The 26,978-nt window shown below is 41.3% G+C and carries 19 protein-coding genes; 7 read left to right on the top strand and 12 right to left on the bottom strand.

Annotation, left to right across the window (positions count from 1 at the left end; all coding sequences use genetic code 11):
- Positions 1-747: 747 nt before the first annotated feature.
- The 3 genes from purL to epmA all read left to right on the top strand — a co-directional run bounded on the left by purL (position 748) and on the right by epmA (position 6,840).
- The gene (gene purL / locus AC0T5Z_RS08890) at positions 748-4,584 is read left to right on the top strand and encodes a phosphoribosylformylglycinamidine synthase (protein ID WP_435337309.1); all 3,837 of its coding nucleotides are present in this window, start codon (positions 748-750) and stop codon (positions 4,582-4,584) included.
- Between the two features lie 208 nt (positions 4,585-4,792).
- The gene (locus AC0T5Z_RS08885; RefSeq protein ID WP_291338761.1) at positions 4,793-5,860 is read left to right on the top strand and encodes a 4-phosphoerythronate dehydrogenase; all 1,068 of its coding nucleotides are present in this window, start codon (positions 4,793-4,795) and stop codon (positions 5,858-5,860) included.
- A complete protein-coding gene (gene epmA / locus AC0T5Z_RS08880) occupies positions 5,857-6,840 on the top strand; it encodes an EF-P lysine aminoacylase EpmA (protein ID WP_435337310.1) in 984 nt (327 codons plus the stop codon). Before AC0T5Z_RS08885 ends, epmA begins: the two co-directional genes overlap by 4 nt.
- Before the next feature lie 187 nt (positions 6,841-7,027).
- Here epmA and AC0T5Z_RS08875 read toward each other — a convergent pair whose 3' ends face one another.
- From AC0T5Z_RS08875 to ahcY, 6 genes are all read right to left on the bottom strand, one after another.
- The gene (locus tag AC0T5Z_RS08875) at positions 7,028-8,263 is read right to left on the bottom strand and encodes a multifunctional CCA addition/repair protein (RefSeq protein ID WP_291338759.1); all 1,236 of its coding nucleotides are present in this window, start codon (positions 8,261-8,263) and stop codon (positions 7,028-7,030) included.
- A 90-nt stretch (positions 8,264-8,353) separates the two neighbouring features.
- Positions 8,354-10,633 carry an NADP-dependent malic enzyme gene (locus tag AC0T5Z_RS08870; protein WP_291338758.1) on the bottom strand — a complete coding sequence of 760 codons (2,280 nt, stop codon included), beginning with the start codon at positions 10,631-10,633 and terminating at the stop codon, positions 8,354-8,356.
- A gap of 138 nt (positions 10,634-10,771) precedes the next feature.
- Positions 10,772-13,648, bottom strand: a complete 2,877-nt coding sequence (locus AC0T5Z_RS08865) for a putative bifunctional diguanylate cyclase/phosphodiesterase (RefSeq protein ID WP_435337311.1) — start codon at positions 13,646-13,648, stop codon at positions 10,772-10,774.
- Positions 13,649-13,833: 185 nt separating this feature from the next.
- Positions 13,834-14,550 (bottom strand): 16S rRNA (uracil(1498)-N(3))-methyltransferase, encoded by a 717-nt coding sequence (locus AC0T5Z_RS08860; RefSeq protein ID WP_435337312.1) that lies wholly within the window; start codon positions 14,548-14,550, stop codon positions 13,834-13,836.
- Between the two features lie 42 nt (positions 14,551-14,592).
- Complete coding sequence (gene metF, locus AC0T5Z_RS08855; RefSeq protein WP_291338755.1) at positions 14,593-15,429, bottom strand: methylenetetrahydrofolate reductase [NAD(P)H]; 837 nt, start codon at positions 15,427-15,429, stop codon at positions 14,593-14,595.
- A 123-nt stretch (positions 15,430-15,552) separates the two neighbouring features.
- Positions 15,553-16,935: an adenosylhomocysteinase gene (gene ahcY / locus AC0T5Z_RS08850; RefSeq protein ID WP_179995669.1), complete on the bottom strand. Its 1,383-nt coding sequence runs from the start codon at positions 16,933-16,935 to the stop codon at positions 15,553-15,555.
- Between the two features lie 220 nt (positions 16,936-17,155).
- On the opposite strand from ahcY, the gene AC0T5Z_RS08845 reads away from it, so the two are divergent.
- On the top strand, positions 17,156-17,662 hold the full coding sequence (locus AC0T5Z_RS08845; RefSeq protein ID WP_435337319.1) for a cysteine peptidase family C39 domain-containing protein: 507 nt from the start codon (positions 17,156-17,158) through the stop codon (positions 17,660-17,662).
- A gap of 89 nt (positions 17,663-17,751) precedes the next feature.
- Here the strand turns inward: AC0T5Z_RS08845 and AC0T5Z_RS08840 are convergent, their stop codons facing one another.
- On the bottom strand, positions 17,752-18,264 hold the full coding sequence (locus tag AC0T5Z_RS08840; protein ID WP_291338752.1) for a tetratricopeptide repeat protein: 513 nt from the start codon (positions 18,262-18,264) through the stop codon (positions 17,752-17,754).
- A 207-nt stretch (positions 18,265-18,471) separates the two neighbouring features.
- Between AC0T5Z_RS08840 and AC0T5Z_RS08835 the strand changes: the two genes are divergently transcribed.
- Entirely contained in the window at positions 18,472-18,732 is a 261-nt protein-coding gene (locus AC0T5Z_RS08835; protein ID WP_291338751.1) for a hypothetical protein, read from the top strand.
- Between the two features lie 74 nt (positions 18,733-18,806).
- On the opposite strand, the gene AC0T5Z_RS08830 is transcribed toward AC0T5Z_RS08835, so the two are convergent.
- Together AC0T5Z_RS08830 and lipA are read right to left on the bottom strand one after the other, a co-directional pair.
- Entirely contained in the window at positions 18,807-19,193 is a 387-nt protein-coding gene (locus AC0T5Z_RS08830; RefSeq protein ID WP_435337313.1) for a carboxymuconolactone decarboxylase family protein, read from the bottom strand.
- 199 nt (positions 19,194-19,392) lie between these two features.
- On the bottom strand, positions 19,393-20,406 hold the full coding sequence (gene lipA, locus AC0T5Z_RS08825) for a lipoyl synthase (RefSeq protein ID WP_291333976.1): 1,014 nt from the start codon (positions 20,404-20,406) through the stop codon (positions 19,393-19,395).
- A 287-nt stretch (positions 20,407-20,693) separates the two neighbouring features.
- Here lipA and sthA point away from each other — a divergent pair, with 287 nt between their 5' ends.
- A complete protein-coding gene (gene sthA, locus AC0T5Z_RS08820) occupies positions 20,694-22,109 on the top strand; it encodes a Si-specific NAD(P)(+) transhydrogenase (RefSeq protein ID WP_291333974.1) in 1,416 nt (471 codons plus the stop codon).
- A gap of 231 nt (positions 22,110-22,340) precedes the next feature.
- Here the strand turns inward: sthA and AC0T5Z_RS08815 are convergent, their stop codons facing one another.
- The 3 genes from AC0T5Z_RS08815 to map form a co-directional block, all read right to left on the bottom strand.
- Positions 22,341-23,552: an MFS transporter gene (locus AC0T5Z_RS08815; RefSeq protein ID WP_291333972.1), complete on the bottom strand. Its 1,212-nt coding sequence runs from the start codon at positions 23,550-23,552 to the stop codon at positions 22,341-22,343.
- Positions 23,553-23,791: 239 nt separating this feature from the next.
- Positions 23,792-24,844, bottom strand: a complete 1,053-nt coding sequence (locus AC0T5Z_RS08810) for an OmpW/AlkL family protein (RefSeq protein WP_435337314.1) — start codon at positions 24,842-24,844, stop codon at positions 23,792-23,794.
- Positions 24,845-25,190: 346 nt separating this feature from the next.
- Positions 25,191-26,018: a type I methionyl aminopeptidase gene (gene map, locus AC0T5Z_RS08805; RefSeq protein ID WP_435337315.1), complete on the bottom strand. Its 828-nt coding sequence runs from the start codon at positions 26,016-26,018 to the stop codon at positions 25,191-25,193.
- Positions 26,019-26,226: 208 nt separating this feature from the next.
- On the opposite strand from map, the gene rpsB reads away from it, so the two are divergent.
- Positions 26,227-26,973, top strand: coding sequence for a 30S ribosomal protein S2 (gene rpsB / locus AC0T5Z_RS08800; protein WP_004972791.1), 747 nt, complete (start codon positions 26,227-26,229; stop codon positions 26,971-26,973).
- Positions 26,974-26,978 lie beyond the last annotated feature (5 nt).

Raw genomic sequence — 26,978 nt, 5'->3', positions numbered from 1 at the left:
ACTAAAACGTTTAGCCATTTCTTGAATCTCCAAAGATTAAAGTTACGTTATCTTTAGAGGGACGTGCTGTCCATTATTTTGTCTAGGATCAGTTAAATCAAATGGGCGTTAAAACTTCAATTGTTTTGCCAAAATTAATTTATTTGTTAGGATCTGGTAGTATTTTCTTATTTTTAGGAGTTTGGCGAATTCGTAGGTCTAAAAATGAGTTGCGTTTCGCAAAGAAAATAGACTTCTTGCGTTAGTCAAATTTTAAGCAGTCAAAAGCTATATTTTATAAGGTTTTAGCCAATTCAAAAATTAGATAAAACTATACTTTCGCAAGAGGTCTAATATAATAAGTTTTTCTTTGTGAGGATATCTTCTGATGGACTTTGTTGCACAAACATTTTGCAACTGACTAATTTTAAAATTTTTGTATAAATTTTAAGCTCTAAATAAATATAATAAAATCATATTCTTATTTTTTATGCCATAAAGCCTTTTCAAATTAGGATTACTAAAGGCGCTTTGAGTAGTTTGAATCAATTATTTGATTCAAGTTTGATATAGGTCGACAAACCTATGTTTTAGGTAGTCGGCTTAAATTTTGTGATAAAAATAATATTCACAAGTTTTACTGCCGAAACGCACCAAGAAAACCATTTTCCATCTAGCTGATTATGGCATTTCGCAGTAGAATATGCGCTCTCTTCAAGTCACATTGTGGCATGGTCCAAAAGATCAGCCCGTGGAGCCAAAATCAGCATGTTTATCGTTGCCGGTGCACCTGCACATTCATCTTTTAAGAAAACTCAACTCTTAAACCGTTTAGCGTCAATGAGTTCTGTTCAATCTTTCGATAGCCAATGGGTTTATTTATTTGACCAAGCGCTCGACGAGCAACAACAGCAATCTGCTTTACAGCTTTTAAATGATGGTGCATCTTTTGAATTACGCCAAGCTGCAAGTGATGAAGTTCAAATTTTAGTGACACCACGTGTGGGCACAATTTCTCCTTGGTCATCAAAAGCAACCGATATTTTTGCCAACTGTAATACGCCTGTACACCGCCTAGATCGCGGTGTTTTGTTTACCTTGAAGGGTATTGCAGACGTTTCAAACGAACTAAAACAAGTATTGCATGACCGCATGACTGAAAGTGTGTTTAATCACATTGATGATGCTGCAGCGTTATTTGTTGAAACTGAACCAAAACCTTTAAATAGCATTGATATTTTGGGTGAAGGTAAGGCGGCATTGGTAAAAGCCAACAGCGAGTTTGGTTTTGCCTTGTCTGATGAAGAAATAGATTATTTAACTGAAGCATTTATCAAGATAGGCCGTAATCCGCATGACATCGAATTGATGATGTTTGCGCAAGCCAATTCTGAACACTGCCGTCACAAAATCTTTGGTTCAGAATGGACAATTGATGGCGAAGTACAGCCATTGTCATTGTTCCAAATGATCAAAAACACTTATAAAGAATCACCAACAGATGTATTGTCGGCTTATAAAGACAACGCTTCGGTGATAGTTGGTTTTGACACGCAGCGCTTCTATCCGAAAAAAGATGCTGCAACAGGTCACTACGTTTATAAATATAAGAGCCAAGCTGCCCACATTCTAATGAAAGTTGAAACGCACAACCACCCAACTGCAATTGCACCATTTGCAGGTGCTGCGACAGGTTCGGGCGGTGAAATCCGTGATGAAGGCGCGACAGGTCGTGGCGGTAAACCAAAAGCAGGTTTAACGGGCTTTACGGTATCGAATTTAAACATTCCTGGTTTTGAACAGCCTTGGGAAGAAAACTACGGCAAGCCTTCACGTATAGCATCGCCATTACAAATTATGATTGAAGGCCCATTGGGCGGTGCAGCGTTTAACAACGAATTTGGTCGTCCTGCGTTAAATGGTTACTTCCGTACTTTCGAGCAAAACGTGAATGGCGAAGTCAAAGGCTTCCATAAACCAATCATGATTGCAGGGGGTTACGGTAACATTCGTCCAGACCATGTCGAAAAAGACCCAATTGAGCCGGGCGATTTATTAATCGTTTTAGGCGGCCCTGCGATGTTGATTGGTTTGGGTGGTGGCGCTGCATCTTCTGTAGATAGCGGAACCATGGGTGAAAACCTTGACTTTGCTTCAGTACAACGTGAAAACCCAGAAATGGAACGCCGTTGCCAAGAAGTGATTGATACATGCTGGCGTTTGGAAGATGCCAACCCAATCGTGTCTGTGCATGACGTGGGTGCAGGGGGTATTTCTAACGCAATGCCTGAGTTGGTGAATGATCACGAATTAGGTGCAGTGCTTGATTTACGTAAAATTCCATCTTTAGAACCAGGCATGTCGCCAATGGAAATTTGGTCAAACGAAGCGCAAGAGCGTTATGTATTGGCTATTCGTCCAAGTTCCTTAGAGTTATTTGAATCGATTTGTGCGCGTGAACGTTGTCCGTTTGCGGTATTGGGTGAAGCGACTGAAGCACGTCATTTAACTGTTGAAGATCCACTATTCAATAATAACGCTGTAGATATACCAATGCAGGTCATCTTAGGTGGTACACCTCGCATGAGCCGTTCTTATGAAAGCATTAAGCGTCAAGGCGATGATTTTGATGCCGCTCAAGTTACTGATCTGAAAGATGCGATTTACCGCGTCATCAAGAATCCAACCGTTGCTTCTAAATCATTCCTCATTACCATTGGTGATCGTTCAATTACTGGTATGGTTGCACGTGATCAGATGGTTGGCCCATGGCAAGTCCCTGTTGCGGATGCAGCAGTGACGACCACTAGCTTGCAAGGCTTCACAGGTGAAGCAATGGCAATGGGTGAACGTCCGCCTGTAGCATTGTTAAACCCAGCAGCATCTGCACGTTTGGCAGTGGCGGAATCTATTTCCAATATCATGTCAGCCAAAATTGACCAGATCAGCGACATTAAATTGTCTGCAAACTGGATGGCGGCAGCAGGGCAAAAAGGTGAAGACCAAGCCTTGTTTGAAGGTGTTAAAGCCATTGGTATGGAAATGTGTCCTGCACTAGGTATTGCAATTCCAGTAGGTAAAGACTCATTGTCTATGCGTACCACTTGGAATGACGAAGGTGAAGACAAATCTGTAACGTCACCAATGTCAGGTGTTATCACAGCCTTTGCACCTGTAACCGATGTACGCAAAACCTTAACTCCTGAATTAAAAAATACCGATTCAGTGTTAGTGCGTATTGATTTGTCTAAAGGTCAGTTCCGTTTAGGCGGTTCAATTTTGGCACAGGTGTATAAAGCCATTGGTTCAATCACACCAGATGTAGACAATTTTGATGAGTTCAAAGCTTTCTTTGCGTTGGTACAAGATTGGAATGCACGTGGTCTGATCCAAGCCTATCACGACATTGGTGATGGTGGTTTAGTGGCGACTGTTGCAGAAATGATGTTTGCTTCACGTTTAGGTGTGGCACTTGAAGATCAATCTGTTGCAGCATTGTTTGCTGAAGAAATTGGTGCAGTATTGCAAATTTCTAAAGCAGATTGGGCAGCCTTGGCAGCAGAAGTCGCTGCATCTGCACTGAAAGATACAATTACAGTCGTGGGTACTGTTAATAATACCGATCAATTGTCTGTGAATGGTTTGGTTCTTGAACGTGCTGACTTGCAAGTGGCGTGGACTGAAGTATCTCACCAAATCCAACGTTTACGTGATAACTCGGAAACAGCAGATCAAGAGTTTGCTTTGATCACAGACAAAAACCACAAAGGCTTAATTGCTCAACCGACATTTGACTTAAATGAGCCCGTTGAAGCGCCGTACATCAACACACGTCGTCCTAACATGGTGATTTTACGTGAACAAGGCGTAAACGGTCATGTCGAAATGGCGGCAGCGTTTGACAAAGTTGGCTTTAACACCGTTGACGTACACATGAGCGACTTGCTTGCAGGACGTGTCGATTTAGACGACTTTGAAGGTTTGGTAGCGTGTGGTGGGTTCTCTTATGGTGACGTCTTAGGTGCTGGCGGTGGCTGGGCGAAATCAGTTTTGTTCAACTCGAAATTACGTGATCAGTTTGAGAAATTCTTTAATCGTCAAGAAACATTCTCATTGGGTATCTGTAACGGTTGTCAAATGTTGTCACAATTAGCGCCACTCATTCCGGGTGCAGAAGCGTGGCCACGTTTCCATCGTAATACCTCAGAAGTGTTTGAAGCACGTAGCGTTAACGTACGTGTGGAAAAATCTAATTCTGTATTATTGCAAGATATGGAAGGCTCGATTTTACCAATCGCAGTGGCGCATGGCGAAGGTCGTGTCGTTGCACCGGAAGTTAATTTGGCAGCCTTAAACGCAGGGAACCAAGTGATTTTACGATATGTCGATAGTCACGGAAATACGACACAGCATTACCCTATGAACCCGAATGGTTCACCAGAAGGTATTTCAGGTGTGACTTCAAAAGATGGTCGTGCAACAATTATGATGCCGCACCCTGAACGTAATTTCCGTGCGATTCAACATTCTTGGAAACCTGAAGAATGGGCTGAAGATGGTGCATGGTTACGTATGTTCCGCAATGCGCGTAAATTTATTGGTTAAGGTTTCACTGGCTTAATCTATAGCAGTCAGCCACCTTCGGGTGGCTGATTTTTTTGTGCGAATATTTAGTCTCAATATAAATGTGCATGTTTCTGCCGAAATGAATAGTCAGATTGCTGTTCAACAATTCTGCATCAATATCAACAATCGTAGTCATCCTAGACAACTCAAGCTATCATAAACAGGCAAATACACATGGGATGGCGTTATGAAAATCATTGCAGATGAAAATCTGGCATATACCGATTATTTCTTTGCAGATTTGGCTGAAATAGAGCATAAGGCAGGGCGTCGACTAACGCATCAAGAAGTGCAAGATGCTGATGCGCTGTTAGTTCGTTCCGTCACCCAAGTGAACGCAGCACTGATTCAACAGACAGCGCTTCAATTTATCGGTAGCGCGACCATTGGCACAGACCATCTTGATATTCCAGCCATCGAGCAGCAGGATATTACCTGGTCAAATGCGGCGGGTTGTAATGCGCAGGCGGTGAGTGAGTATGTCATTACTGCATTGCTTCATCTCAAGCCTGAATTACTACATGCCAATCATGACTTTAAACTTGGCATTATTGGGCTGGGCAATGTTGGCTCGCGCTTGGTCAAAATGGCACAATTACTGGGTTGGGATGTTATCGCTTATGATCCATTTGTACAGTTACCCAATGTGCAGCAATCTGACTTAAATGCAGTATTACAGCAGGCAGATGCGATTTCTATTCATGTGCCTTTAACTGAAACTGGCGAGCATCCTACTTATCATTTAATCAATGCAACACGTTTGGCACGTATGAAACCTCAAGCCATGTTGATTAATTCAGCACGTGGGCCAGTGGTGGAAGAAGCGGCTTTAATGCAGGATATTCAGCGTACCCAGCGTTTAGTGGTATTAGATGTTTTTGAAAATGAGCCTGAAATCTCTGCAGAATTATTGGACTTGCTTGCTTTGGCAACCCCGCATATTGCAGGGTATAGCCTTGAGGGAAAGGCACGCGGTACACAAATGATTTATCAGGCTTTTTGTGAAAAGTTTGGTTTAGAGGCAACAAAACAATTTGAAACTCAATTGCCAAGCTGCGCGCAATACTTTCAAACACACGATTTGAAAAATAGTCTGCGTGCACATTTAAACCAAATTTATGATATTGCACAGGATGATGCTAATTTACGTGCCTGTGTCAAAGCGGGCAAAGTTGAGCAGCAGGCTTTTGATCATTTAAGAAAAACTTATCCTCTGCGTCGTGAATGGGCAGCGCATGGAGGCCCACAAGCATGAGTTCAAATCATCTGCAATATCAACCCACTTGCGACTTAAACAGCATGCGCGCACGTGCGCAATTGTATGCACAGATACGCCAGTTTTTTGCGGAACGTGAGGTACTTGAGGTTGAAACGCCAATTTTGTCACAGGCAGGAGTAACTGATGTTCATTTAGCTTCAGTGCAAGCTCAGCGCCATGTGCAGGGCAAATTGCATACGCACTATTTACAGACCTCACCTGAATTTGCCATGAAGCGTTTATTGGCCAGTGGCAGTGGTGCTATTTATCAAATTTGCAAAGTTTTTCGTGATGATGAACATGGGCGTAAACACAACAGTGAATTTACCATGTTGGAATGGTATCGTCCCCAATTTAGCCTGAAAGATCTCATGTTTGAGGTGACAGATTTACTCAATCTGACTTTAAAACAACGCTTTGGCGAAGTACGTCCAACGGTATTAAGTTATAAACATGCATTTATGGATCGTTTGGATTTAAATCCTTTACAGGCAAGTCTGCAACAATTGAAAGACTGTTGTCATCGTGTGGGTTTGCATCTGGATTTGGGGGATGATCGTCTAGGCTATATCGACCTATTGTTTTCACATTTTGTAGAACCAAGTTTGGGTTTTGATGCTCCCGTGTTCTTAACTGATTTTCCGCCTGAATTGGCATCTTTAGCTAAAACCAGAACAGATGATGATGGGGAGTTGGTTGCAGCCCGTTTTGAGCTTTATATCGAAGGTTTAGAGCTTGCCAATGCCTATGATGAATTGGTTGATGCTGTGGTGCTGCGTTCCCGTTTTGAAGCCGATAATGTAGAACGCGCAGGTCTTGGTTTACATGTGATGCCTATTGATGAATATTTATTGGCTGCTTTACCGCATATGCCTGAATGTTCAGGTATCGCCTTGGGTATAGATCGCTTATTGATGGTTGCAACTGAGCAGATGCGTTTAGAGCAGGTGATTAGTTTTCCTGCACAGCTTGCCTAAAAGTTAAAATTTAGTAGTTTCTCAATTCGCGATGTATTTAGTCGAGAACCTAAAGCAAAAAAAAAGCCGCAACTTCTATATTTTGAGAAGATTGCAGCTTTTGATCAGAACTTTAGGATAGTTTCGAGTAAGCTAAAGAGAATTGATAAATGAACGCATGTAATGCTGTTGCATAGACTAAAATAGTCTATGCAGTAGCAGCCAAGTGGCGTGCCTTCAATTGTTCAATCGCTTTAATACGTCGTTCAATCAGCATTTCACCAATATCAGGGCCTTGGACATCGGCAGGTAAGTCTTGCGCTTTAATGCTACGTACCACTTGAATCGCTTCCAATATATAGCTCGCTTGTGGATAGTCACGATCTTCCAAACCTAAACGCCCACGAGAGTCACATTCACAGGCTTGTACAAAGGCTTCTACACGCTCAGGACGACGCAACACATCCAAACGCTGTAATAAACGCCATAACGTGCCGGGCTTTAAGCTCAGTGCTTGGTGGCATTTTAAATGCTCTTTACATACCGCAAGTGCCAGCTGTTTGGTATTGGTCGGTACGCGCAGACGATCGCATACTTCCGTTACAGGTCGAATCCCACGCTCTTCATGCATAATATGCCGTGGCAATTCATCGGCAGGGGTTAATGCCTTACCCAAATCATGCAATAACACTGCAAAGCGTACATCGAGTGAGTAATTGGCACGACAGGCTTGTTGTAATGACATCATAGTGTGCACACCACAGTCAATTTCAGGGTGATATTCAGGGCGCTGTGGAATACCGAATAATGCATCTAATTCAGGAAACAAAACTTTTAAAGCACCACAGGTACGTAATGTTTCAAAATACACATCCGCATGCGCTTCCATTAGGGCACGCGAAGTTTCTTTCCATACGCGCTCAGGTGTCAGCGCATTTAATTCGCCAGACTCTGCCAACTCTTGCATTAATAACAAGGTTTCAGGGGCAACCACAAAGCCTAGAGCGTGATAACGTGCTGCAAAACGGGCAATACGCAACACCCGTAACGGGTCTTCTACAAATGCGTCGGATACATGGCGCAGCACTTTATTGCACAAATCTTGCTGTCCACCGTAAGGGTCGTAGACATTGCCATCATTGTCCATCGCCATGGCATTAATGGTTAAATCACGACGGATTAAATCTTGTTCTAAGGTCACGCTTGGGTCGGTATGAAATTCAAAACCATGATAACCATGTCCAGATTTGCGCTCTGTACGGGCAAGCGCATATTCATCTTTAGTTTCAGGATGAAGAAAAACAGGGAAGTCTTTGCCCACAGGTTGGAAGCCTTGAACCAAAAGTTGTTCGGGGGTTGCGCCAACCACAACATAATCTTTTTCGTGATAGGGATGCCCGAGTAAGTGATCTCGAACTGCACCGCCTACTAAATAAACTTGCATGAAAAAACCTCTATTCTTCAAGCAATCATGCAACAGAATAGAGGTTTTCTCAAGTCTATAATTCTGAGTCAGCCACTCAGAAATATAGGTTTAGGCTTTAACTTGCGCTGTTTGTTGAATTTCAGCAACAGTGAGGGCCGTCATATTCACAACACGACGTGTCGTTGCAGTCGGAGTTAAAATATGTACAGGTTTTGCTGCACCTAATAAGATAGGGCCAATCGTAACATTGTTACCAGAAGTCGATTTCAATAAGTTAAATGAAATATTGGCCGCATCTAAGTTCGGCATAATCAACAAGTTTGCAGAACCTTTGAAGCGAGAGTTCGGGAAAGCAAAATGACGGATATTTTCGTCTAATGCTGCATCGCCGTGCATTTCACCTTCAACTTCCAGCTCAGGTGCAATCTCACTTAAAATTTCAAAGACTTTACGCATTTTTTGTGCGCTAGCGTCTTGTTGGTCAGAACCAAAGCTTGAGTGAGAAAGTAGTGCAATACGTGGTGTCATACCAAAACGACGTACTTCTTCAGCCGCTAAAAGCGTCATTTCAGCTAACTGTTCAGCAGTTGGGTTGGTATTAACGTAAGTGTCGGCAATGAACAAGTTACGGTCTTCAAGCATCAATGCATTAAGGGTAAAGAAGTTAGTACGACCTTCTTTTAGACCAATCACATTTTTTACGAAATCAAGGTGAATGTCGTAGCTTGAATAAGTGCCACACAACATACCATCGGCTAAACCATGCTTGACTAACATTGCTGCAATGAGAGTGGAACGACGACGTGCTTCACGCTGCGCGTATTCAGGTGTCACGCCTTTACGCTGCATGATGGTGTAGTAATCATCTGCAAATTTTTCGTAGTTCGGGTTGTTTTCCTGATCTACAATTTCCATATTCACGCCATGTTCAAGACGTAAACCTAGCTTTTTAATGTTTGCTTCAATCACTGCCGTACGACCGACAAGGATTGGTTTTGCCAAGCCTTCATCAACTGCAATTTGTACTGCGCGAAGTACGCGTAGGTCTTCGCCTTCTGCATAGGCAATACGCTTAGGATCAGTTTTTGCCTGAGCAAAAATAGGCTTCATCATAAATGCTGAGTTGTAAACAAACTCAGACAAACGCTGACGATATGCAGAGAAGTCTTGAATTGGACGAATGGCTACACCTGAATCCATAGCTGCTTGAGCAACTGCAGGTGCAATTTCAAGAATTAAGCGCTGATCAAGTGGACGCGGAATTAAATAGTCACGGCCGAATGATGCAGATTTTTCACCATAAGTTGCAGCATCTGCTTCAATGTGTGCCATACGAGCAATTGCATGTACGCAAGCAATTTTCATTTCTTCGTTGATGGTTGTTGCGCCAACGTCTAATGCACCACGGAAAATATACGGGAAGCAAAGTGCGTTGTTGACTTGATTCGGATAGTCCGAACGACCAGTTGCCATAATCACGTCAGGACGTACTTCGTGCGCATGTTCAGGCAAAATTTCTGGGTCTGGGTTAGCCAATGCAAAGATAATTGGATTTTCAGCCATTTCTTTAACCATAGCTTTGGTCAAGATACCCGCTGCAGAAAGACCGAGGAACATATCTGCACCGCCAATTACATCGGCAAGTTGCGTAGCTTCAATGTCTTGCATATAGCGTTTTTTCGAGTCATCCAAACCTTCACGTTTGGTGGTGATTAGACCACGTGAGTCCGCAACAATGATATTTTCTTTTTTCGCGCCCAATGCACATAATAGGTCTAAACAAGATAATGCGGCGGCACCTGCACCTGAAGCAACGATTTTGATTTCTTCAATTTTCTTGCCATTGAGTAACAAAGCATTGAGTAGGGCTGAACCGACAATGATTGACGTACCGTGTTGGTCATCATGGAACACAGGAATATTCATGCGTTCACGAAGTTTTTGCTCAATGTAGAAACATTCTGGTGCCTTGATGTCTTCAAGGTTAATACCACCAAAAGTTGGTTCTAATGCTGCAACAATATCTACAATTTTGTCTGGATCATTTTCAGCAATTTCGATGTCAAATACATCGACACCAGCAAACTTTTTAAAGAGTACGCCTTTACCTTCCATCACAGGTTTAGACGCCAAAGGACCGATATTACCTAAACCTAACACTGCTGTACCGTTACTAACGACAGCAACCAAGTTACCGCGTGCGGTATAAAGTGCAGCTGTTGAAGGATCACGTTCAATCTCTAAACATGGTGCTGCGACACCTGGTGAGTAAGCGAGCGCTAAGTCACGTTGGTTGACCAGCTGCTTACTTGGAGTAACGCTGATTTTTCCTGGTGTTGGAAATTCGTGATAGTAAAGTGCCTGCTGTTTTAATGATTGATCGTCCATCTGAATCTCTTATGTGACAAGTTGGCCAGCGATGCTGGTGGATTTTTATGAATCTTATCGAATATACCATTACTTGCCCCCTTAGCACAGACGTCACTGTTTATTTTTAGAACAAACTTAGAGCTTTTAGGTCTGGTATCAGATTAAGGAGCGATAAGCGCGCGATACTAAATTGGCTTTTAGAAATTGAGTCGCTTCACTTTCAGGCAAAGGCCTAGAGAATAAATATCCCTGCGCAATATCACAATTTAAATTCTTCAAATATTCGAGTTGTTGCTCAGTTTCAATTCCTTCAGCCACCACACTCATGCCCATGGCTTTGCCCATGGCAATCATGGCATTGACAATGGCTTCTTGTTTGGTATTTCCAATTTTAGAAATAAAGCTACGGTCTATTTTTAAACTGTCAATTGGGAAGTCAGTTAAGTAAGAAAGTGAGGAATAGCCTGTACCAAAATCATCTAAGGCAATATGAATATCACGTTGTTTAATTTCATCTAATAAAGACTTCACGGTTGTGGAATTTTCCACTAAAGAGGATTCGGTAATTTCTAATTCTAAGCTTGCACCTGAAATTTGATAGGTGTTAATCGCATCATCCAAATCTTGCAGCAATTGACCGCGTTGCAGTTGTTGTGCAACCACATTAACCGATACTTGAATGTGATCAAAACCTAACAGGTTCCATTGACGAATTTGCTTGGCTGTTTGTTGAATCACAACTCGACCAATATCGGAAATTAAACTGGTTTGTTCTGCAATAGGAATAAATAGGTTAGGTGGAAGAACACCTTTGGTTGGGTGTTTCCAGCGCACCAATGCTTCAAACCCAACCACCTGATAATTATGAAAATCAATTTTAGGTTGATAATATACAATTAATTCATCATTTTTAATGGCTTGGCGTAAGTCGCGCTCTAAATGCACATCTTGTTCTAGCAGTTTGGAATTATCTAAATCGTAATATTTAACGGTATTGCCCCCCAAACGCTTGGCTTCAGACAAGGCTTGTTCAGCACAATTATTCAGATAATCCAACTGGCGTCCATGTTCAGGATAGAGGGAAACCCCCATCGACAGGGTAATAATATGTTCTTGTCCCTGCACATTAAACGGCACATTAAAGGCTTTGGTGATGCGTTCACAGTGCTGTTGGATTGAAGGGCGAATATGAGATATTTCATACACAATTGCAAAATCATCGCCATTTAAGTGCGCAACAAATAGCGCTTCGGCATTGGTGATACGTAAACGCTGCGCCACTTGACGGAGTAATTCATCACCACCATTATTGCTTAAATATTCATTTAAAGGTCTGAAACGGTCAATATTGAGTCGAATGACCGCTAATTGCTGCAATGAATCTTGCTGCGAAATAAGATATTGATGTAGTTGATAATTATAATAAAAACGATTAGGTAGATCGGTCAGCGGATCATAATTTTCTAAATAGGATAAACGCTGTTCTTGTAGTTTACGTTCGGTTAAATCAGACACAATCCCAATATAATTAATTATACGGTTTTGCTCATCAGTGACAGCATTGATATGCATACGAACTTCTAATTCTTTACCTGAGCGGAATTTTATATTCCGTTCAGTATCATATTCGCCTGTACTGAGTAATTTTTGAACAATTTCTTCTTGCGTCTTGCATTGATGTAATTTGTTTGACTCAACTAAATCAAACAGATATTTACCTAAAATATGATCACGTTTAAATCCGCTCATTTGTGCATAGAATGGATTGGCTTCAATATAGCGTAGGTTTTTATCTAAAATAAAAATACCTTCAGCCGCTTGTTCAAGTACGCTGGCAGTGAGTTTTAATCGCTCTTGCCCAATTCGTTCTTGGTGAATATCACGGCGAATTCCTACCATACGCAAAGGTTTATGAGTGACAGGATCACGCTCAATCACCCGCCCAATATCATGTACCCAATACCATTCACCTGAACTATGTTGTACGCGATAAGTGGCTTGATAACGTTCTGTCTGACCACGTAAATGCTGTTTCATGGTTTGGTGAAAGTGTGGAACATCATCGGGGTGAATCAGTTGCTGTAATTTATTTCGATGCTGTTTGGTATTTTCTAAACGGGTTTGCTGTCCGCCACTACCAAAGACAATACTGCGTTGTCGAATATTCCAGTCCCATGCTTTTAGACCTGCAGCTTCATGTGCCAAAATTAAACTATGTTGTTGATTGATTAAGTCTTGATGGGTTTGTTCTAAGTCAAAGGTACGTTCTCTAACTTTTTGTTCTAGCATTTGATTGTTAAATTGCAGTTGTAATTCAATATCTTTAGATTTGTTCATTGCAACTTGCAATTGTTGGCAGAGTTGATCTGTCCAGCCAACTTGTTGCTCTGCGGCTTTTTTTAATTGGTCGTTCTTAAAATAGACGCTCGATAAACGACGATGCATGCGCATTGAAGTATTGGCACAAATGAGCAAGGTAATTAAGGCAAAATTTGTTGCGAGAAAAAAGAAAGCAGAAGTATCAGAGCGAATTAAAAACTGCGCGGCAATATAGGGTGTAATCACTGGAATGAATACCCAGCAAAAATAACTCAAGCGTTGCGTTAAAAAGGTGAGGGCAAAGATTTGACTCACAATAATTAATAAGGCCGCTAGAATAATGGCTTCATGGATGTTTAGTTCAGGGTTTTGATGAGGTAAAAAGTAATACAGCAAACTTACCCCAACTGCGATTGCAGTTCCAATTAAGAAACACACCAATTTTAGCCAGCGATCTGCTTGTTGGAGTTGATATTGTCCCGCTTTAAAATGAATTGCCGTAAGCAGTAAACACGAACCAATAGTCAGTTCAGTGAGAATAAACCAGATATTCAGGTAGGATGATGAATGTGCGAAAGAAATTTGATAGATAAAAAATACATACAGACAAACAATCAGGACGCTGACCAAAAAGAATCGAATAAGCCGAATGGTATTGGTGATTTGCGCAGCATATAAGTATTGCTGCAACAATTCATCTTGAGCGTCTGACATACTTCCCCAAAATCTAGTTAAATGAACCCTACATTTATATTTTAAATAACATTACGTTGATGCATAAACTATTGCGGTTTTGTGTTTAAATTCTATGCAAAATCTTTAAGATCTTCTTCGAGAATAATCCTGTGCTTTGTAAATTGCAATGTTATTGGCTATCGATTTCTTCAAAAGTGGATAAATTACTCAGCTAAGCGATAATTTAAGATTGCTAAAGCAACCACGGGTGCGGTTTCAGTGCGTAATACCCGAGAACCAATACACCAGTTTTCAAAGCCAACTGCATTGGCAGCGTTAATTTCAGCTTCGCTTAAACCACCTTCAGGCCCAATTAATAAAGCCAAATCTTTGCTGGCGTTGTTTAACACATCGACTTGATCTTTATTCGGTGCTAACACTAATTTGGTGGCAGGAAGGTTGCTATTGAACCAGTCCTCTAAACGGAGTGGAGCTAAAATTTTCGGTACGATATTCATGCCACACTGTTCGCAAGCTGCAATGGCAATGCCTTGCCAATGATCTAATTTCTTTTGATCGCGGTCATATTTTAAGCGCATTTCACAGCGTTCAGAGGTGAGCAACTGAATGTTAGTCACGCCAAGCTCTACCGCTTTTTGAATCGCATAATCCATCCGATCACCTTTGCTCATTACTTGTCCTAATAAGGCGTTAAAGCTTGGGGTGCGATTGTCTGGATTAAAACTTTTAATCTGCACTTGCGCTGTTTTTTTGTTAACTTCAATCAGTTCCGCTTCGTATTCACCACCTTGTCCATTGAACAAAGTGGCGGTTTCTCCGACTTGTGCGCGTAGTACTTTCACCCAGTGATGAAATACTGTTTCAGTCAGTTCAACTTGCGTATCTACTGCTAATTCAGTTTCAATATAAAAACGGGGCATAGGGATTACTCGTTCAAGTCAATTAAATATGAAAAATATAGCTTAAGCCAAACCAAGATCTGTGACCAACTGGCGGGTCGGGTCGGTGTTGTTCATGGTGTAAAAATGCAGACTTGGTGCACCACCTGCAATTAGGCGTTCGCACAGTTTAATGATCACTTCATGACCAAAAGCTTTGATTGAAGCTGTATCATCACCATAGCTTGCCAATTGCTTGCGAATCCAACGTGGAATTTCTGCACCTGTACCATCTGCAAAGCGAATTAAATTGCTGGCATTAGTAATCGGCATAATGCCGGGTGCAACAGGAATATTCACACCTTGTTTTTGAATACCTTCTACAAAGTAGAAGTACGCATCTGGATTGAAAAAGAACTGTGTGATTGCCGCATTGGCACCTGCATTTACCTTGGTGACAAAGTTTTTAATGTCTTGATCAAAGTGATCTGCTTGTGGATGCATTTCAGGATAAGCCGCAACTTCAATGTGAAAATGATCACCTGAATGTTCACGAATAAAACGCACCAAGTCGGAGGCATATGGCAATTCGCCTAAACCCACTTGACCTGAAGGTAAATCACCACGTAAAGCCACAATGCGGTCAATACCTTGTGCTTTATAAATATCAAGTAATTCAGCAATACGCGCTTTGTCATCACCAATACATGATAGGTGTGGTGCTACAGGTGTACCTTTGCCATTGAAGTCACTGATGGTGGATAAAGTGCGTTCACGAGTAGAACCACCTGCACCATAAGTAATAGAAAAAAACTCTGGATTTAAAAGTTGTAATTCTTGATGCACAACTTTGAGTTTTTCCGCACCTACATCGGTTTTAGATGGGAAAAATTCAAATGAAATCGGAATTTGTTTGGTCATGATTTAATCCTTGTTATAAATACTTATTTGTATTTGCACCTCTGCTAAATCCTCTCTTGGGCTGAACTTCAAAGCAGTGCTGGAAGTACGCTCAGGAGAGGGTTATGCAGAGGGATTAAACGCTTAGTATTTATAAGCATCCGATTTAAACGGACCATCAACAGCTACACCTAAGTAGTCCGCTTGTACTTGAGTCAATTGTGTTAACACACCACCAAAACCAGCAACCATTGCAGCAGCAACTTCTTCGTCTAGTTTTTTTGGTAAGATTTCAACACGAATTGCCGCTTGTTTTTGATCGGCAGGAAGATCGGCAAATTTCTCAGCAAATAAGTGCATTTGTGCCAATACTTGGTTGGCAAAAGAACCATCCATAATACGTGATGGGTGACCTGTTGCGTTACCTAAGTTCACTAAACGACCTTCAGAAAGCAAGATTAAATAATCGTTTTCATTTTCTGAGCGATACACTTGGTGTACTTGTGGTTTCACTTCAACCCACTTATAACCACGTAAGTAATTGGTGTCGATTTCTGTATCGAAGTGACCAATGTTACATACGACAGCGCCTGCTTTAAGTGTATCTAGCATTGCCGCGTCACACACGTGATAGTTACCTGTTGTAGTCACAATCAAGTCAGTATTTTCTAACAGCTCTAGGTTTACGTCTGCTTTATTACCTGTTTGTACGCCATTTTTGTATGGAGATACAACTTCATAACCATCCATACATGCTTGCATTGCACAAATTGGGTCAATTTCAGAAACACGAACAATCATGCCTTCCTGACGTAAAGATTGTGCAGAACCTTTACCCACATCACCGTAACCAATGACCAATGCACGACGGCCAGACAATAGCATGTCTGTACCACGTTTAATTGCATCATTAAGTGAGTGACGGCAACCGTATTTATTGTCGTTTTTAGATTTGGTCACAGAATCGTTGACGTTAATTGCAGGCACTTTTAAAGAACCATCTTTCCACATTTCAATTAGACGTTGTACGCCTGTGGTGGTTTCTTCAGTAATGCCGTGAATGCGCTCTAATAATGCAGGATATTTCTCGTGAACAAGTGCAGTTAAGTCACCGCCATCGTCCAAAATCATGTTGGCATCCCAAGGTGTGCCATTCACATTAATTTGTTGCTCAAGACACCATACATATTCTTCTTCTGTTTCGCCTTTCCAGGCAAAAACAGGTACACCAGAAGCAGCAATTGCGGCAGCAGCGTGATCTTGAGTAGAGAAGATGTTACAAGAAGTCCAACGAACTTCTGCACCCAATTCAACCAAAGTTTCAATTAAAACAGCAGTTTGAATGGTCATGTGGATACAGCCGAGAATTTTCGCGCCTGCAAGAGGTTTTGCAGCTGAGTAGCGTTTACGCAAACCCATCAGGGCTGGCATTTCTGCTTCTGCAAGTTTGATTTCTTTGCGACCAAAATCAGCTAGTGTGATATCGGCAACTTTATAATCTGTAAATGAAGCATTAACCGCGTTCATCACGATCTCCTTATAAAAAACAATTGATCATTCAGTTCGCGGATGCCGTTTGTGACATAGCAAACGCATTGCTATGCTGGTCGAGCCTGGCGATTTTACATTTCGTGCCTGTAAAACGTCGCAGCATCCCTCGACTAGCGCAATATTGTACTTGGAAATTGATTCAGTTCCAATCATGTTTTGTTTATTATCACCACAAACATATTTTTGAGATCGAATGATGGCTTTAGAGCTTCCTCAAGAGTTGGCAAATTTAGAAGCCAACGGCGGGATTTATGCAGTATGGATGCTGCTACGACACTTAGGCATTGACGCCGATATTCAACAATTGATTGAAGTGTGTGGTTATACGCCAGAGCAGGGCACAACCACAATTGGCTTGGCTGTTGGACTGAAAAAGTTTGGCTTTAAGGTGCAGTTTTATACCGACCCCGACCCAGATTTACAAGATTCAGAAAAGTTAAGTTATGCCAAAGCTGAACAGCTTAAATTGCCTGTATTGGCGGCAATCGGCTATCAGCAAATACAGCAGGTATTTGATGAAAATAAATTTGTGATTGTCTATTACGACACTTTAGAAGGAGTGGGCAATCACTCATTGCTATATTCTATTAATGACGCTGAAATTTGTTTCTTTGATAGTTTTGATTCGATGCCTGCGACTGTATTTGAACGACAGCGTCAGCAAGAAGGTATTTGCAGACAAGTAATTGTGGTCGAAGTCTAAGCGCTATAAAAAGTTCAAGCTCGATTCAATGACGATTCGAATTATGCAAAAATTGTCTAGCCCATCAATTGATCGGCTAGAGAAATGAATTACTCCGCCGCATCTGCTTTTTGTGTCCAATATTCAGCTTTGTTTTCATCAGCATCTACACCCAAAGCATTTGCATAAATAAAAGCAAGATCACGCATGGCTTGAACTTCGCCTAATTCTGCTGCTTGCTGAACCAATGCCACAGAGCGAGCGACATCTTGTTCAACCACATCACCACGACGGTAATAGCCTGCCAGCTCTAAAATAGCGGCAGGATGTTGTGCATCACTGGCTTTTTTAAGCCAGACAAAAGCATCTTTAAAGTGTTGTTTGGCATCTTCAGGGTCATCTTGCTGAACGTCTTTGGCATATACGGTATAGCCTTCACCAAGCCAATACATCGCTTCGATATGTCCATTTGCGGCAGCTTTGAGTGCCCATTGTTCGGCAAGTTCAATATCTTCATTAAAATCGCTTTGCATATACAGCACCGCCACTTCAAATTGGGCTTCGGCTTGTCCTGCAATAGCGCGGTTCATTAGCGCAGGAGAGATAGAAACAGATTCTGACATAATGCTATCCAGCAAAATTACAACATAAGAATATGCGATAGCCTAAAAGGTCTGCAGGGAAAAAGCCATCTTCGATGTGATTTTATTTTCTAAAACTAGGGTCTGTTGATTATTCAATTATGCAGACAATAACAAAAAATCACTTGAGCGATATCATCAACTTTCAATATGCTGAATCTTAAATAACGACATGATGAGAACAATAAAATGGCAAATTTTTTAACCGCTGAACAAGCAAAAGTTTATTCAGATTATGCCAAGCTAGATATTGAATTGTACAAGCAGCGTTTGGCGTCTTTAATTGAAGAGAATGCTAAGCAGGGCAATACTGCAGTTTTTACCGTGCTGCCAAAACATTTACCTTTAGAAGATATTCGGAGTTTATCGGCGCAGTTGACTGATTTAGGTTATCAGGTGCGCTTTGAGTTAAATGAGTTCTTTTATAGCTTTAATGTGTATTGGATTTAAATTCAATCCTACGACATTACACGGAATAATTTTAGTGCAATGTCATAGGTTTATATTTCTTGTTTGGGTTTTGTTTAAGTATTTGTAGTGTGTTCTGCCAAAACTTCCAACGCTGCGCGAAAAGCTTCCTGTGTTGCAGGTGCGCCACAATAGGGCAAGCTGTGTAACAAGACTTCCTGAATTTCTTCGACACTTGCACCGTTATTTAGTGCACCACGAATATGCCCTTTAAGCTCTGTCGGGCTCTTTAATGCAGTTAAAAATGCGATCGTAATTAAGGAGCGGTATTTGCGCGGCAACACACCTTCGCGTTGCCAAGTTGAACCCCATGCATGCTCATTAATCCAGTCTTGCAAAGGTTGGGTAAATGGTACAGTGTTGTCCTGTGCGCGTTTTACAAAGCTTTCGCCCATGACTTCAGTACGAACTTTTAAGCCATTGTCATAGTCTTGTTGTGACATGTTTACTATCCCTATTTTATTGTTTGAACTTGAAGCATAGATTAACAATTTATGGCTGCAATAGCATGTGCAGTTAGTCGTAGACAATAAAAATGTTCACAATCAGCTATTTTAAATATATCCACAAGGCATAAAAAAAGCCCCAAACATAAAGTCGGGGCTGTTTTAGCTTTATCACAAATTTTGAAATAAGCGAGTGTTAAGCTTCAATGGTTTGCACCGTAATTTTTTTAGCAGGGTCAGCTTTGCGACGTACTGTTGGTACAGGTTCACCATAATATTGACGGTCTGCAAAATAACTTGAACGCACCATTGGCGCAGCCCAAATATTTTTAAAACCTAACTTTTGACCATGCGCTGTATAACGCTCAAATTCTTCAGGTGTTACAAAGCGGTCAATCGGTGCATGTTCTTTAGATGGCTGTAAATATTGACCAATGGTCACATAATCTACATCGTGCGCTTTAAGGTCATCTAACAGTGCAATGACTTCTGCTTCAGTTTCGCCAATACCCACCATTAAACCGCATTTGGTTGGAATATCTGGGCAATATTCTTTAAACATTTTCAGCAAGTTCAAAGAGTGCTGATAGTCTGAACCTGGACGCATGGCTTTATATAAACGCGGTACAGTTTCAATATTGTGGTTAAAAACATCTGGCGGACATTCGGTCATAATGCGTAGTGCAATATCCATACGGCCACGGAAGTCTGGCACCAAAATTTCCAACAACGTATTTGGGCTTACAGAACGGGTTTCTTTAATGCAATCGACAAAATGTTGTGCGCCACCATCTAACAAGTCATCACGGTCTACAGAGGTGATCACGGCATATTTTAAGCCTAAGTTGGCAATCGTTTCTGCCATGTGACGCGGTTCATCAGGATCTAGTGCATTTGGACGACCATGTGCAACATCACAGAACGGGCAGCGACGCGTACAAATATCACCCATAATCATAAAGGTTGCTGTACCGCCGCCAAAACATTCTGGCAGGTTTGGACAAGCAGCTTCTTCACAAACGGTGTGCAATTTTTGCTGACGTAAAGTGGTTTTGATGCGTTGAACCTCTTCTGGTGCCGTCATTTTGACCCGAATCCAGTCAGGCTTACGAGGCGTTTCAACCGTAGGAATAACTTTTACAGGAATACGTGCGACTTTTTCAGCACCACGAAGTTTGACACCCTGTTCTGGTTTACGGTTTGCAGACATATTCAACTTTTCCACTGTTTTTGAAAGGGGAGAGATTTAGTGTAGGGTAGATTTTACGTAAAATAGAGTCCGATTAAATCGAATCTAAAGGCAAAAGTAAAATGTCACCTTAACATCATCATAAGATGATTATTATAACGAAATTGTGCTTAAATTGGGTAAAAACGATATTCATATAAAAAATGTGGTTATCACGTAATATATGCACAGTAAATACAGAAAATTCAAAAGATTTACGTCATAATATAGCCCATTGAAAAGACAGATTTAAATAAAAGGAGCGTTGAATGCCACGTAAAAAAGAGGTCGTTAGTGGAACTTTCGTGAAGTATGATGCGGTTGTTCTCGGTTCAGGCCCAGCGGGTGAAGGCGCGGCAATGAAACTTGCCAAATCAGGTAAGCGTGTTGCGATTGTAGATGTTCGTGAGCAGCTTGGCGGTAACTGTACCCATGTGGGCACCATTCCAAGTAAAGCATTGCGTCAGACAGTGTCGAATATTATCCGTTATCGCCGTGACCCAATGTTTAAAAAAATGGGTGATTGGCGTCAGTTCACCATGAAACAAGTGTTGCAAAGTGCACATAAAGTTATTCAGCAGCAAGTTGAAACGCACTCACGCTTTTATGACCGTAATGAAATTGCGATTTATCATGGTCGTGCTTATATCCAAGATAAAAACACGGTCATGGTATTTGGTGCAGATGGCATTAAAGAAACCATTATGTGTCATCAAATTGTGATTGCGACAGGTAGCCGTCCATATCGCCCAGAAATGTTAGATTTCAACCATCCGCGTGTATTTGATTCAGACAAAATTTTGGATTTGGATTTCTCGATTCAAAAAATCATCATTTATGGCGCGGGTGTGATTGGTTGTGAATATGCTTCCATCTTCATTGGTTTAGATCATAAAGTTGATTTGATTAATACTCAGCACAAATTGCTCAGCTATTTGGATGATGAAATTTCAGATGCTTTGTCATATCACTTACGTGCGCAAGGGGTTCTGATTCGCCACAATGAGCAAATTGATCATTTAGAAACTTTTGATGATCACGTGGTTTTATATTTGCAAAGTGGCAAGAAAATTAAAGCCGATGCGATTTTATGGTGTAACGGACGTTCAGGTAATACCGATGGTTTAGGTTTAGAAAACGTAGAACTTAAACCAAACAGCCGTGGTCAATTAACAGTCAATGATCAATATCAAACCGAAGTAGATAATATCTATGCTGCGGGTGATGTGATTGGTTGGCCATCATTGGCATCAGCTGCCTATGACCAAGGTCGTTGCGCGGGTGCAAATATGAGTGGCGAAGAAAATGTTGCGCCTGTAACCGATATTCCAACAGGTATTTATACCATTCCAGAAATTTCTTCGATTGGTAAAACTGAGCAGGAGTTGACAGAAGAAAAAATCCCTTATGAAGTTGGTCAGGCATCTTTCCGTCATTTGGCTCGTGCGCAAATTACGGGTGATACAGTGGGTGAATTGAAGATTTTATTCCACCGTGACACTTTAGAAGTGCTGGGCGTGCATTGCTTTGGTAATAATGCTGCGGAAATTATCCACATTGGTCAGGCGGTGATGAACAGCCCGAACAATACTATTAAGTATTTTGTGGAAACCACATTCAATTATCCAACTATGGCAGAAGCTTACCGTGTCGCGACCTTAAATGGGATGAATCGTTTGTTTTAATGTTGAATTAGTTGGGTTTAGCATATTATAAAATACCCCATAAGATTATTCTTGAGGGGTATTTTATTGCTTGAGATTTTAGCGATATGGCGTAATGTTGCGCTTTAATGCGCACAAAACGCCTGATTAAAATATTCAAATAGCTGTGGTGTTTGCGCCCATAAAAAAATCGACAAACCAAAAAGGGCAGTGATGGCAAGTGTGAGCCATAATTTAAAATTAAATAAAGAATTAATCATGAATGACGTGCTCCTCATCTACCCAAAAATGTACCAAGACCGCAAACGCACTTAAAGCAATAGAAACAATCCAGATTGCATTATAGTTACCTGTTAGATCGTGATTTAAACCGCCAAGCCATCCACCAAAAAATGAGCCGACTTGGTGTGTGAAAAACACAATGCCACTGAGCATGGTCAGGTATTTAATCCCAAACATATTTGCCACAATACCATTGGTCAAAGGAACTGTAGATAACCACAATAAACCCATAATGATCCCGAATGCATAAATTGTCCAGATGCTTAAAGGCAGGATTAAAAAGGCGATAATGGCAATCCCGCGTAATCCGTAAAGCCACATCAGCAAATGCGGTTTGGAATAGCGGCCACCTAACCAACCCGCTGTATAGGTGCCCACAATATTAAATAAACCCACGAGTGCCAGAAAAACTGTGCCTGTGGTTGCATTAAAGCCATGATCAATTAAGTAGCTAGGAAGGTGAATCCCGATAAACACCACTTGAAAGCCACAGACAAAAAAACCTAAAGCTAAAAACCAAAAGGGTTTGTGGTTTTTGGCAATCACCAAAACTTGTTTAAAGCCTAAAGCGGGTTGACTGGTTGAGATTGTATTGGGGTTTTGGTACATAGGTGCTTTGAGCATCCATGCCAAAGGAATAATTAACGTAATTAAAATTGCACTGACAATTAAAGCGCCTGACCAGCCCACACTTTGTAATAATAATAAGGTTGATGGCAACATAATAAACTGCCCAAACGAGCCTGCGGCACTGGCAATGCCCATCGCAAGGCTGCGCTTTTCGGGTGGTGCTGCACGCCCCACAGCAGAAAGTAGTACAGGGAATGAGGTCGCAGAAAGTGCTAAACCTAAAATTAAACCCACACTTAAATTTAGCAATAACCCTGTCGAACTGACTGCCATGAGCAGTAAACCGAGCGCATACAGTGCGCCACCAACTGCAACCACAATTTTACTACCATATTTGTCTGCAAAAGCACCTGTGATGGGTTGGACTGCACCCCAAATCAGGTTTTGCATGGCAATGGCTAAACTAAAGACATTATGACCCCAGCCAAATTCGTGGCTCATAGGCACCAAATACAAGCCAAACGCATGCCGAACGCCAAGTGATAATGCCAAAATAACGGCACTTCCAATTAACATATAAATCAGAGGTTTGGAAAATTGAGCATTCGACATAAGGCATCCATGTATTGCTAACAGCTTGTTATGATAGTCGATTCAGCCGCAGATCGCGATAAAATAAAATTCATCAAATGATAAAATTTGGTTATCAGTTTGAACTTTTAATCAAAAAGAAAAAAATGATCGTGAGTCATCAAGAAATGGGGATCGAGAGTTCCTTCTCCTTGTGGAGAAGGGTTGGATGAAGGCGATTATAGTTTTCAAAAGGACTGATCCAAGAGCGCTATTAGCACTTAAAAACGCATACCAAAACCTGCATAGGCAATCACTGGATTCACCTCAATATCTGCTTTAGAATGAATTAATTCGCCGTGTTTAGCATCGGTCACCGTAATGGTGGTTTCATTTTTAAGATGTGCATAAGACAGTGAGCCAACTGCAAACCATTTTTCATTAAAGTCATAGGTAAAACCCACACTGGCAACGGGCGCAAAGGCATCGGTGGCGTCTAATTCAACTTTAGGGTTGGCTGCACTTGGTGTGCCTTCTAAAGATGCGCCCGCTTTTCCTTCTTTAATATTGGCAATCATGTGACCAGCGGCGATCAGGTCTTGTTCAGTGCGTGGGTTAATTTCTAATTCATTAAAATAAGCGTACATTAACCCGACACCGACATAAGGACGGAATTTATTTACACCTGTTTTTCCAAAATGGTATTGAAACTCAAATGCAGGTGTCCAAGCACGGGCAGAAGCAGCAGGGCCATGTGCTTCTAAATCGGTAATGAAAATATCATTTTGTAATTCAAGCTCACCCAATGCGCCGCCTAATGGACGTGCAATTGCTGAGAAGGGTGCATAGATTTTACCTTTGCCTTGTAAATCAACTTTAGGGGGAATACCACCTTTGACTTCAAAGGAAATATTATCGGTAAAGTAATAGTTGCTGATAATACCGAGTGTGGTGACATTATCTGCTTCTAAACCTGTGCCAGGATTATCCCATTGCTCCAAACCTGAAATTGTGGCTTGTCCACTCATGTTGGCAGGAACGGTAGGCAGCAAATTTAATGCCCCACTTAATAATAAGGGAGGCTCAAATCCGTCACGTAAGTTATCTTTTACAGTTTGCGATTGAACCTCACCGACATCGGCTGTGTAGCCATTTTGAATAGCTGTATTGACTCGAAAAGGTTGTGCCTTGCCTTGCGGCATAACATGCAGTGCACCAACCGAAACAGAAAAGCGTTTAAAACCATCGCCATCCTGTAAGCTAAAGTAGGGTGAATTGGCATAACTCACAATTGGTAAGCTGCTGACTGCAAGGCAGCATAAGGTTTTTTTCATAACGGAACTCCATGTCCATTGTGCTTGTTGTTATTTGCGATTTTGTTATGTGAGGCATTATGAAATGGTGGAGGAAAATAAAACTGTTGTTTTTACAGCATATTTTTTTAATTGTTTGTTTGTGATCTGAAAGTTGTATTGAGTTTTTGTTAACTCTATAGCGGGTAGATGAAATGCAGTGAATCAATTATTTATTGTTGAGTTTTTATATAATCTTTTGAATTTTAAAATTATCTTTAAGGTTTAAAGCAAATAAATTAAAAAAAGACCAGTTTAAAACTGATCTTTTTGACAGACTGCTTCAATTTCTAGCCAATGACAGATTTTAGCTAATTTTTGCTAAAGCTTAGGCTTGAAAGCGAGATAAATCTTCATCAGGGCGTGCAGTCAGCACTTCTAAGCCATCTTTGGTGACTAAAATGGTGTGTTCAAACTGTGCCGATAATTTATGGTCTTTAGTTACGACCGTCCATTTATCACCCAGTAATTTGGTTTGCCATACGCCTGCATTGACCATTGGTTCAATGGTAAAAGTCATACCTTCTTCTAAAACCATACCTGTATTGGCTTGACCATAGTGCAATACTTGCGGTTCATCATGGAAGGTTGTGCCAATACCATGACCACAATATTCACGTACCACGCTAAAGCGCTCTGATTCGACATACTTTTGAATGGCATGACCAATATCACCAATGGTAGAACCTGGTTTTACAGTCGCCATACCACGGTACATGGCTTCTTGAGCAACTTTACATAAACGATTGGCCAAAATGGAAGTTTCGCCACCCACGATATACATCATATTGGTATCGCCGTGGAAGCCATCTTTAATGACCGTGACATCAATATTTAAAATATCACCTTTTTTCAGCACTTTATTTTCCGATGGAATGCCGTGACAGACCACATGGTTAACCGAGGTGCAAATGGTATGTTGGAAGGCTGGACGTCCTGGAGCAGCACCATAACCTAAGCAGGCAGGAATGGCTTGCTGTTGATTGACAATATAGTCATGGCAAATCGTATCTAGTTCGAGCGTGGTAACACCTGGTTTAACGTATGCTTTGATCATCTCCAAAACTTCTGCTGCTAGTCGTCCTGCCACGCGCATTTTCTCAATATCTTCTGCGGTTTTGATGAGTCGACGAGGCGCTTGATAAGTACTGTTCATGATCTCTAAAAACTTTTGGAAATTTGTATGTGACTATGGTATAAATAGCCGCCCATTTTATCAAATGCTTTTTATGAATATGTTTCATAAGGCAAGGTAAAAAGGGAATTAAAAATCCGCACATATATCGTCACATTACTCTGGGTGCCCTTTGGGGTGGAGAATGCGGATATATGGAGGCCTAACCCAAACATTTAAGGTAAAGAAAATGGCAGATTACAACGTAAGCATGCGCGACCTTCTTCAAGCTGGCGCACACTTTGGTCACCAAACACGTTTCTGGAACCCAAAGATGCGTCAATACATCTTTGGTGCGCGCAACAAAATTCACATCATCAACCTTGAGCACACTGTTCCTGCGTTAAATGATGCTTTGAACTTTGCAAACCAATTGGCTAGCAAAAAGAACAAAGTTTTGTTCGTTGGTACAAAACGTGCTGCTTCTGCAATCATCCGTGAACAAGCTCAACGCGCTGGTCAACCATATGTAGATCACCGTTGGTTAGGTGGTATGTTGACGAACTGGAAAACACTTCGCCAATCTATCAGCCGTTTAAAAGATCTTCAAGTTCAGTCTACTGATGGTACTTTTGCTAAGCTTACTAAACGTGAAGCTTTAGAGCGTAGCCGTGAAATGGAAAAACTTGAGCGCGCTTTAGGCGGTGTGAAAAACATGGGTGGTTTACCTGACGCATTATTCGTAATTGACGTTGATCACGAAGCAATTGCAATTAAAGAAGCTAAAAACTTAGGTATTCCTGTAATCGGTATCGTTGATACAAACTCTAACCCAGACAACGTAGACTACGTTATTCCGGGTAACGACGATGCGATCCGTGCAGTTACACTTTACGCTTCTTCAATGGCTGATGCGATCATTGCTGGTAAAGAATACGCTCAAACTCAAGCCAATGCTCAAGCAAAAGGCGAAGAAGCTCCTGCTTCTGAGGCTTAATGCGT

This window comes from Acinetobacter pengchengensis (genome assembly GCF_982235305.1).
Note: the sequence above shows the minus strand (reverse complement) of the source record. Positions and strands in the feature narration are given on the sequence as shown.

Coding starts and splice junctions, on each gene's coding strand:
- purL (WP_435337309.1), top strand. CDS start 748: ATGTTTATCGTTGCCGGTGCACCTGCACATTCATCTTTTAAGAAAACT.
- AC0T5Z_RS08885 (WP_291338761.1), top strand. CDS start 4,793: ATGAAAATCATTGCAGATGAAAATCTGGCATATACCGATTATTTCTTT.
- epmA (WP_435337310.1), top strand. CDS start 5,857: ATGAGTTCAAATCATCTGCAATATCAACCCACTTGCGACTTAAACAGC.
- AC0T5Z_RS08875 (WP_291338759.1), bottom strand. CDS start 8,263: ATGCAAGTTTATTTAGTAGGCGGTGCAGTTCGAGATCACTTACTCGGG.
- AC0T5Z_RS08870 (WP_291338758.1), bottom strand. CDS start 10,633: ATGGACGATCAATCATTAAAACAGCAGGCACTTTACTATCACGAATTT.
- AC0T5Z_RS08865 (WP_435337311.1), bottom strand. CDS start 13,648: ATGTCAGACGCTCAAGATGAATTGTTGCAGCAATACTTATATGCTGCG.
- AC0T5Z_RS08860 (WP_435337312.1), bottom strand. CDS start 14,550: ATGCCCCGTTTTTATATTGAAACTGAATTAGCAGTAGATACGCAAGTT.
- metF (WP_291338755.1), bottom strand. CDS start 15,429: ATGACCAAACAAATTCCGATTTCATTTGAATTTTTCCCATCTAAAACC.
- ahcY (WP_179995669.1), bottom strand. CDS start 16,935: ATGAACGCGGTTAATGCTTCATTTACAGATTATAAAGTTGCCGATATC.
- AC0T5Z_RS08845 (WP_435337319.1), top strand. CDS start 17,156: ATGGCTTTAGAGCTTCCTCAAGAGTTGGCAAATTTAGAAGCCAACGGC.
- AC0T5Z_RS08840 (WP_291338752.1), bottom strand. CDS start 18,264: ATGTCAGAATCTGTTTCTATCTCTCCTGCGCTAATGAACCGCGCTATT.
- AC0T5Z_RS08835 (WP_291338751.1), top strand. CDS start 18,472: ATGGCAAATTTTTTAACCGCTGAACAAGCAAAAGTTTATTCAGATTAT.
- AC0T5Z_RS08830 (WP_435337313.1), bottom strand. CDS start 19,193: ATGTCACAACAAGACTATGACAATGGCTTAAAAGTTCGTACTGAAGTC.
- lipA (WP_291333976.1), bottom strand. CDS start 20,406: ATGTCTGCAAACCGTAAACCAGAACAGGGTGTCAAACTTCGTGGTGCT.
- sthA (WP_291333974.1), top strand. CDS start 20,694: ATGCCACGTAAAAAAGAGGTCGTTAGTGGAACTTTCGTGAAGTATGAT.
- AC0T5Z_RS08815 (WP_291333972.1), bottom strand. CDS start 23,552: ATGTCGAATGCTCAATTTTCCAAACCTCTGATTTATATGTTAATTGGA.
- AC0T5Z_RS08810 (WP_435337314.1), bottom strand. CDS start 24,844: ATGAAAAAAACCTTATGCTGCCTTGCAGTCAGCAGCTTACCAATTGTG.
- map (WP_435337315.1), bottom strand. CDS start 26,018: ATGAACAGTACTTATCAAGCGCCTCGTCGACTCATCAAAACCGCAGAA.
- rpsB (WP_004972791.1), top strand. CDS start 26,227: ATGGCAGATTACAACGTAAGCATGCGCGACCTTCTTCAAGCTGGCGCA.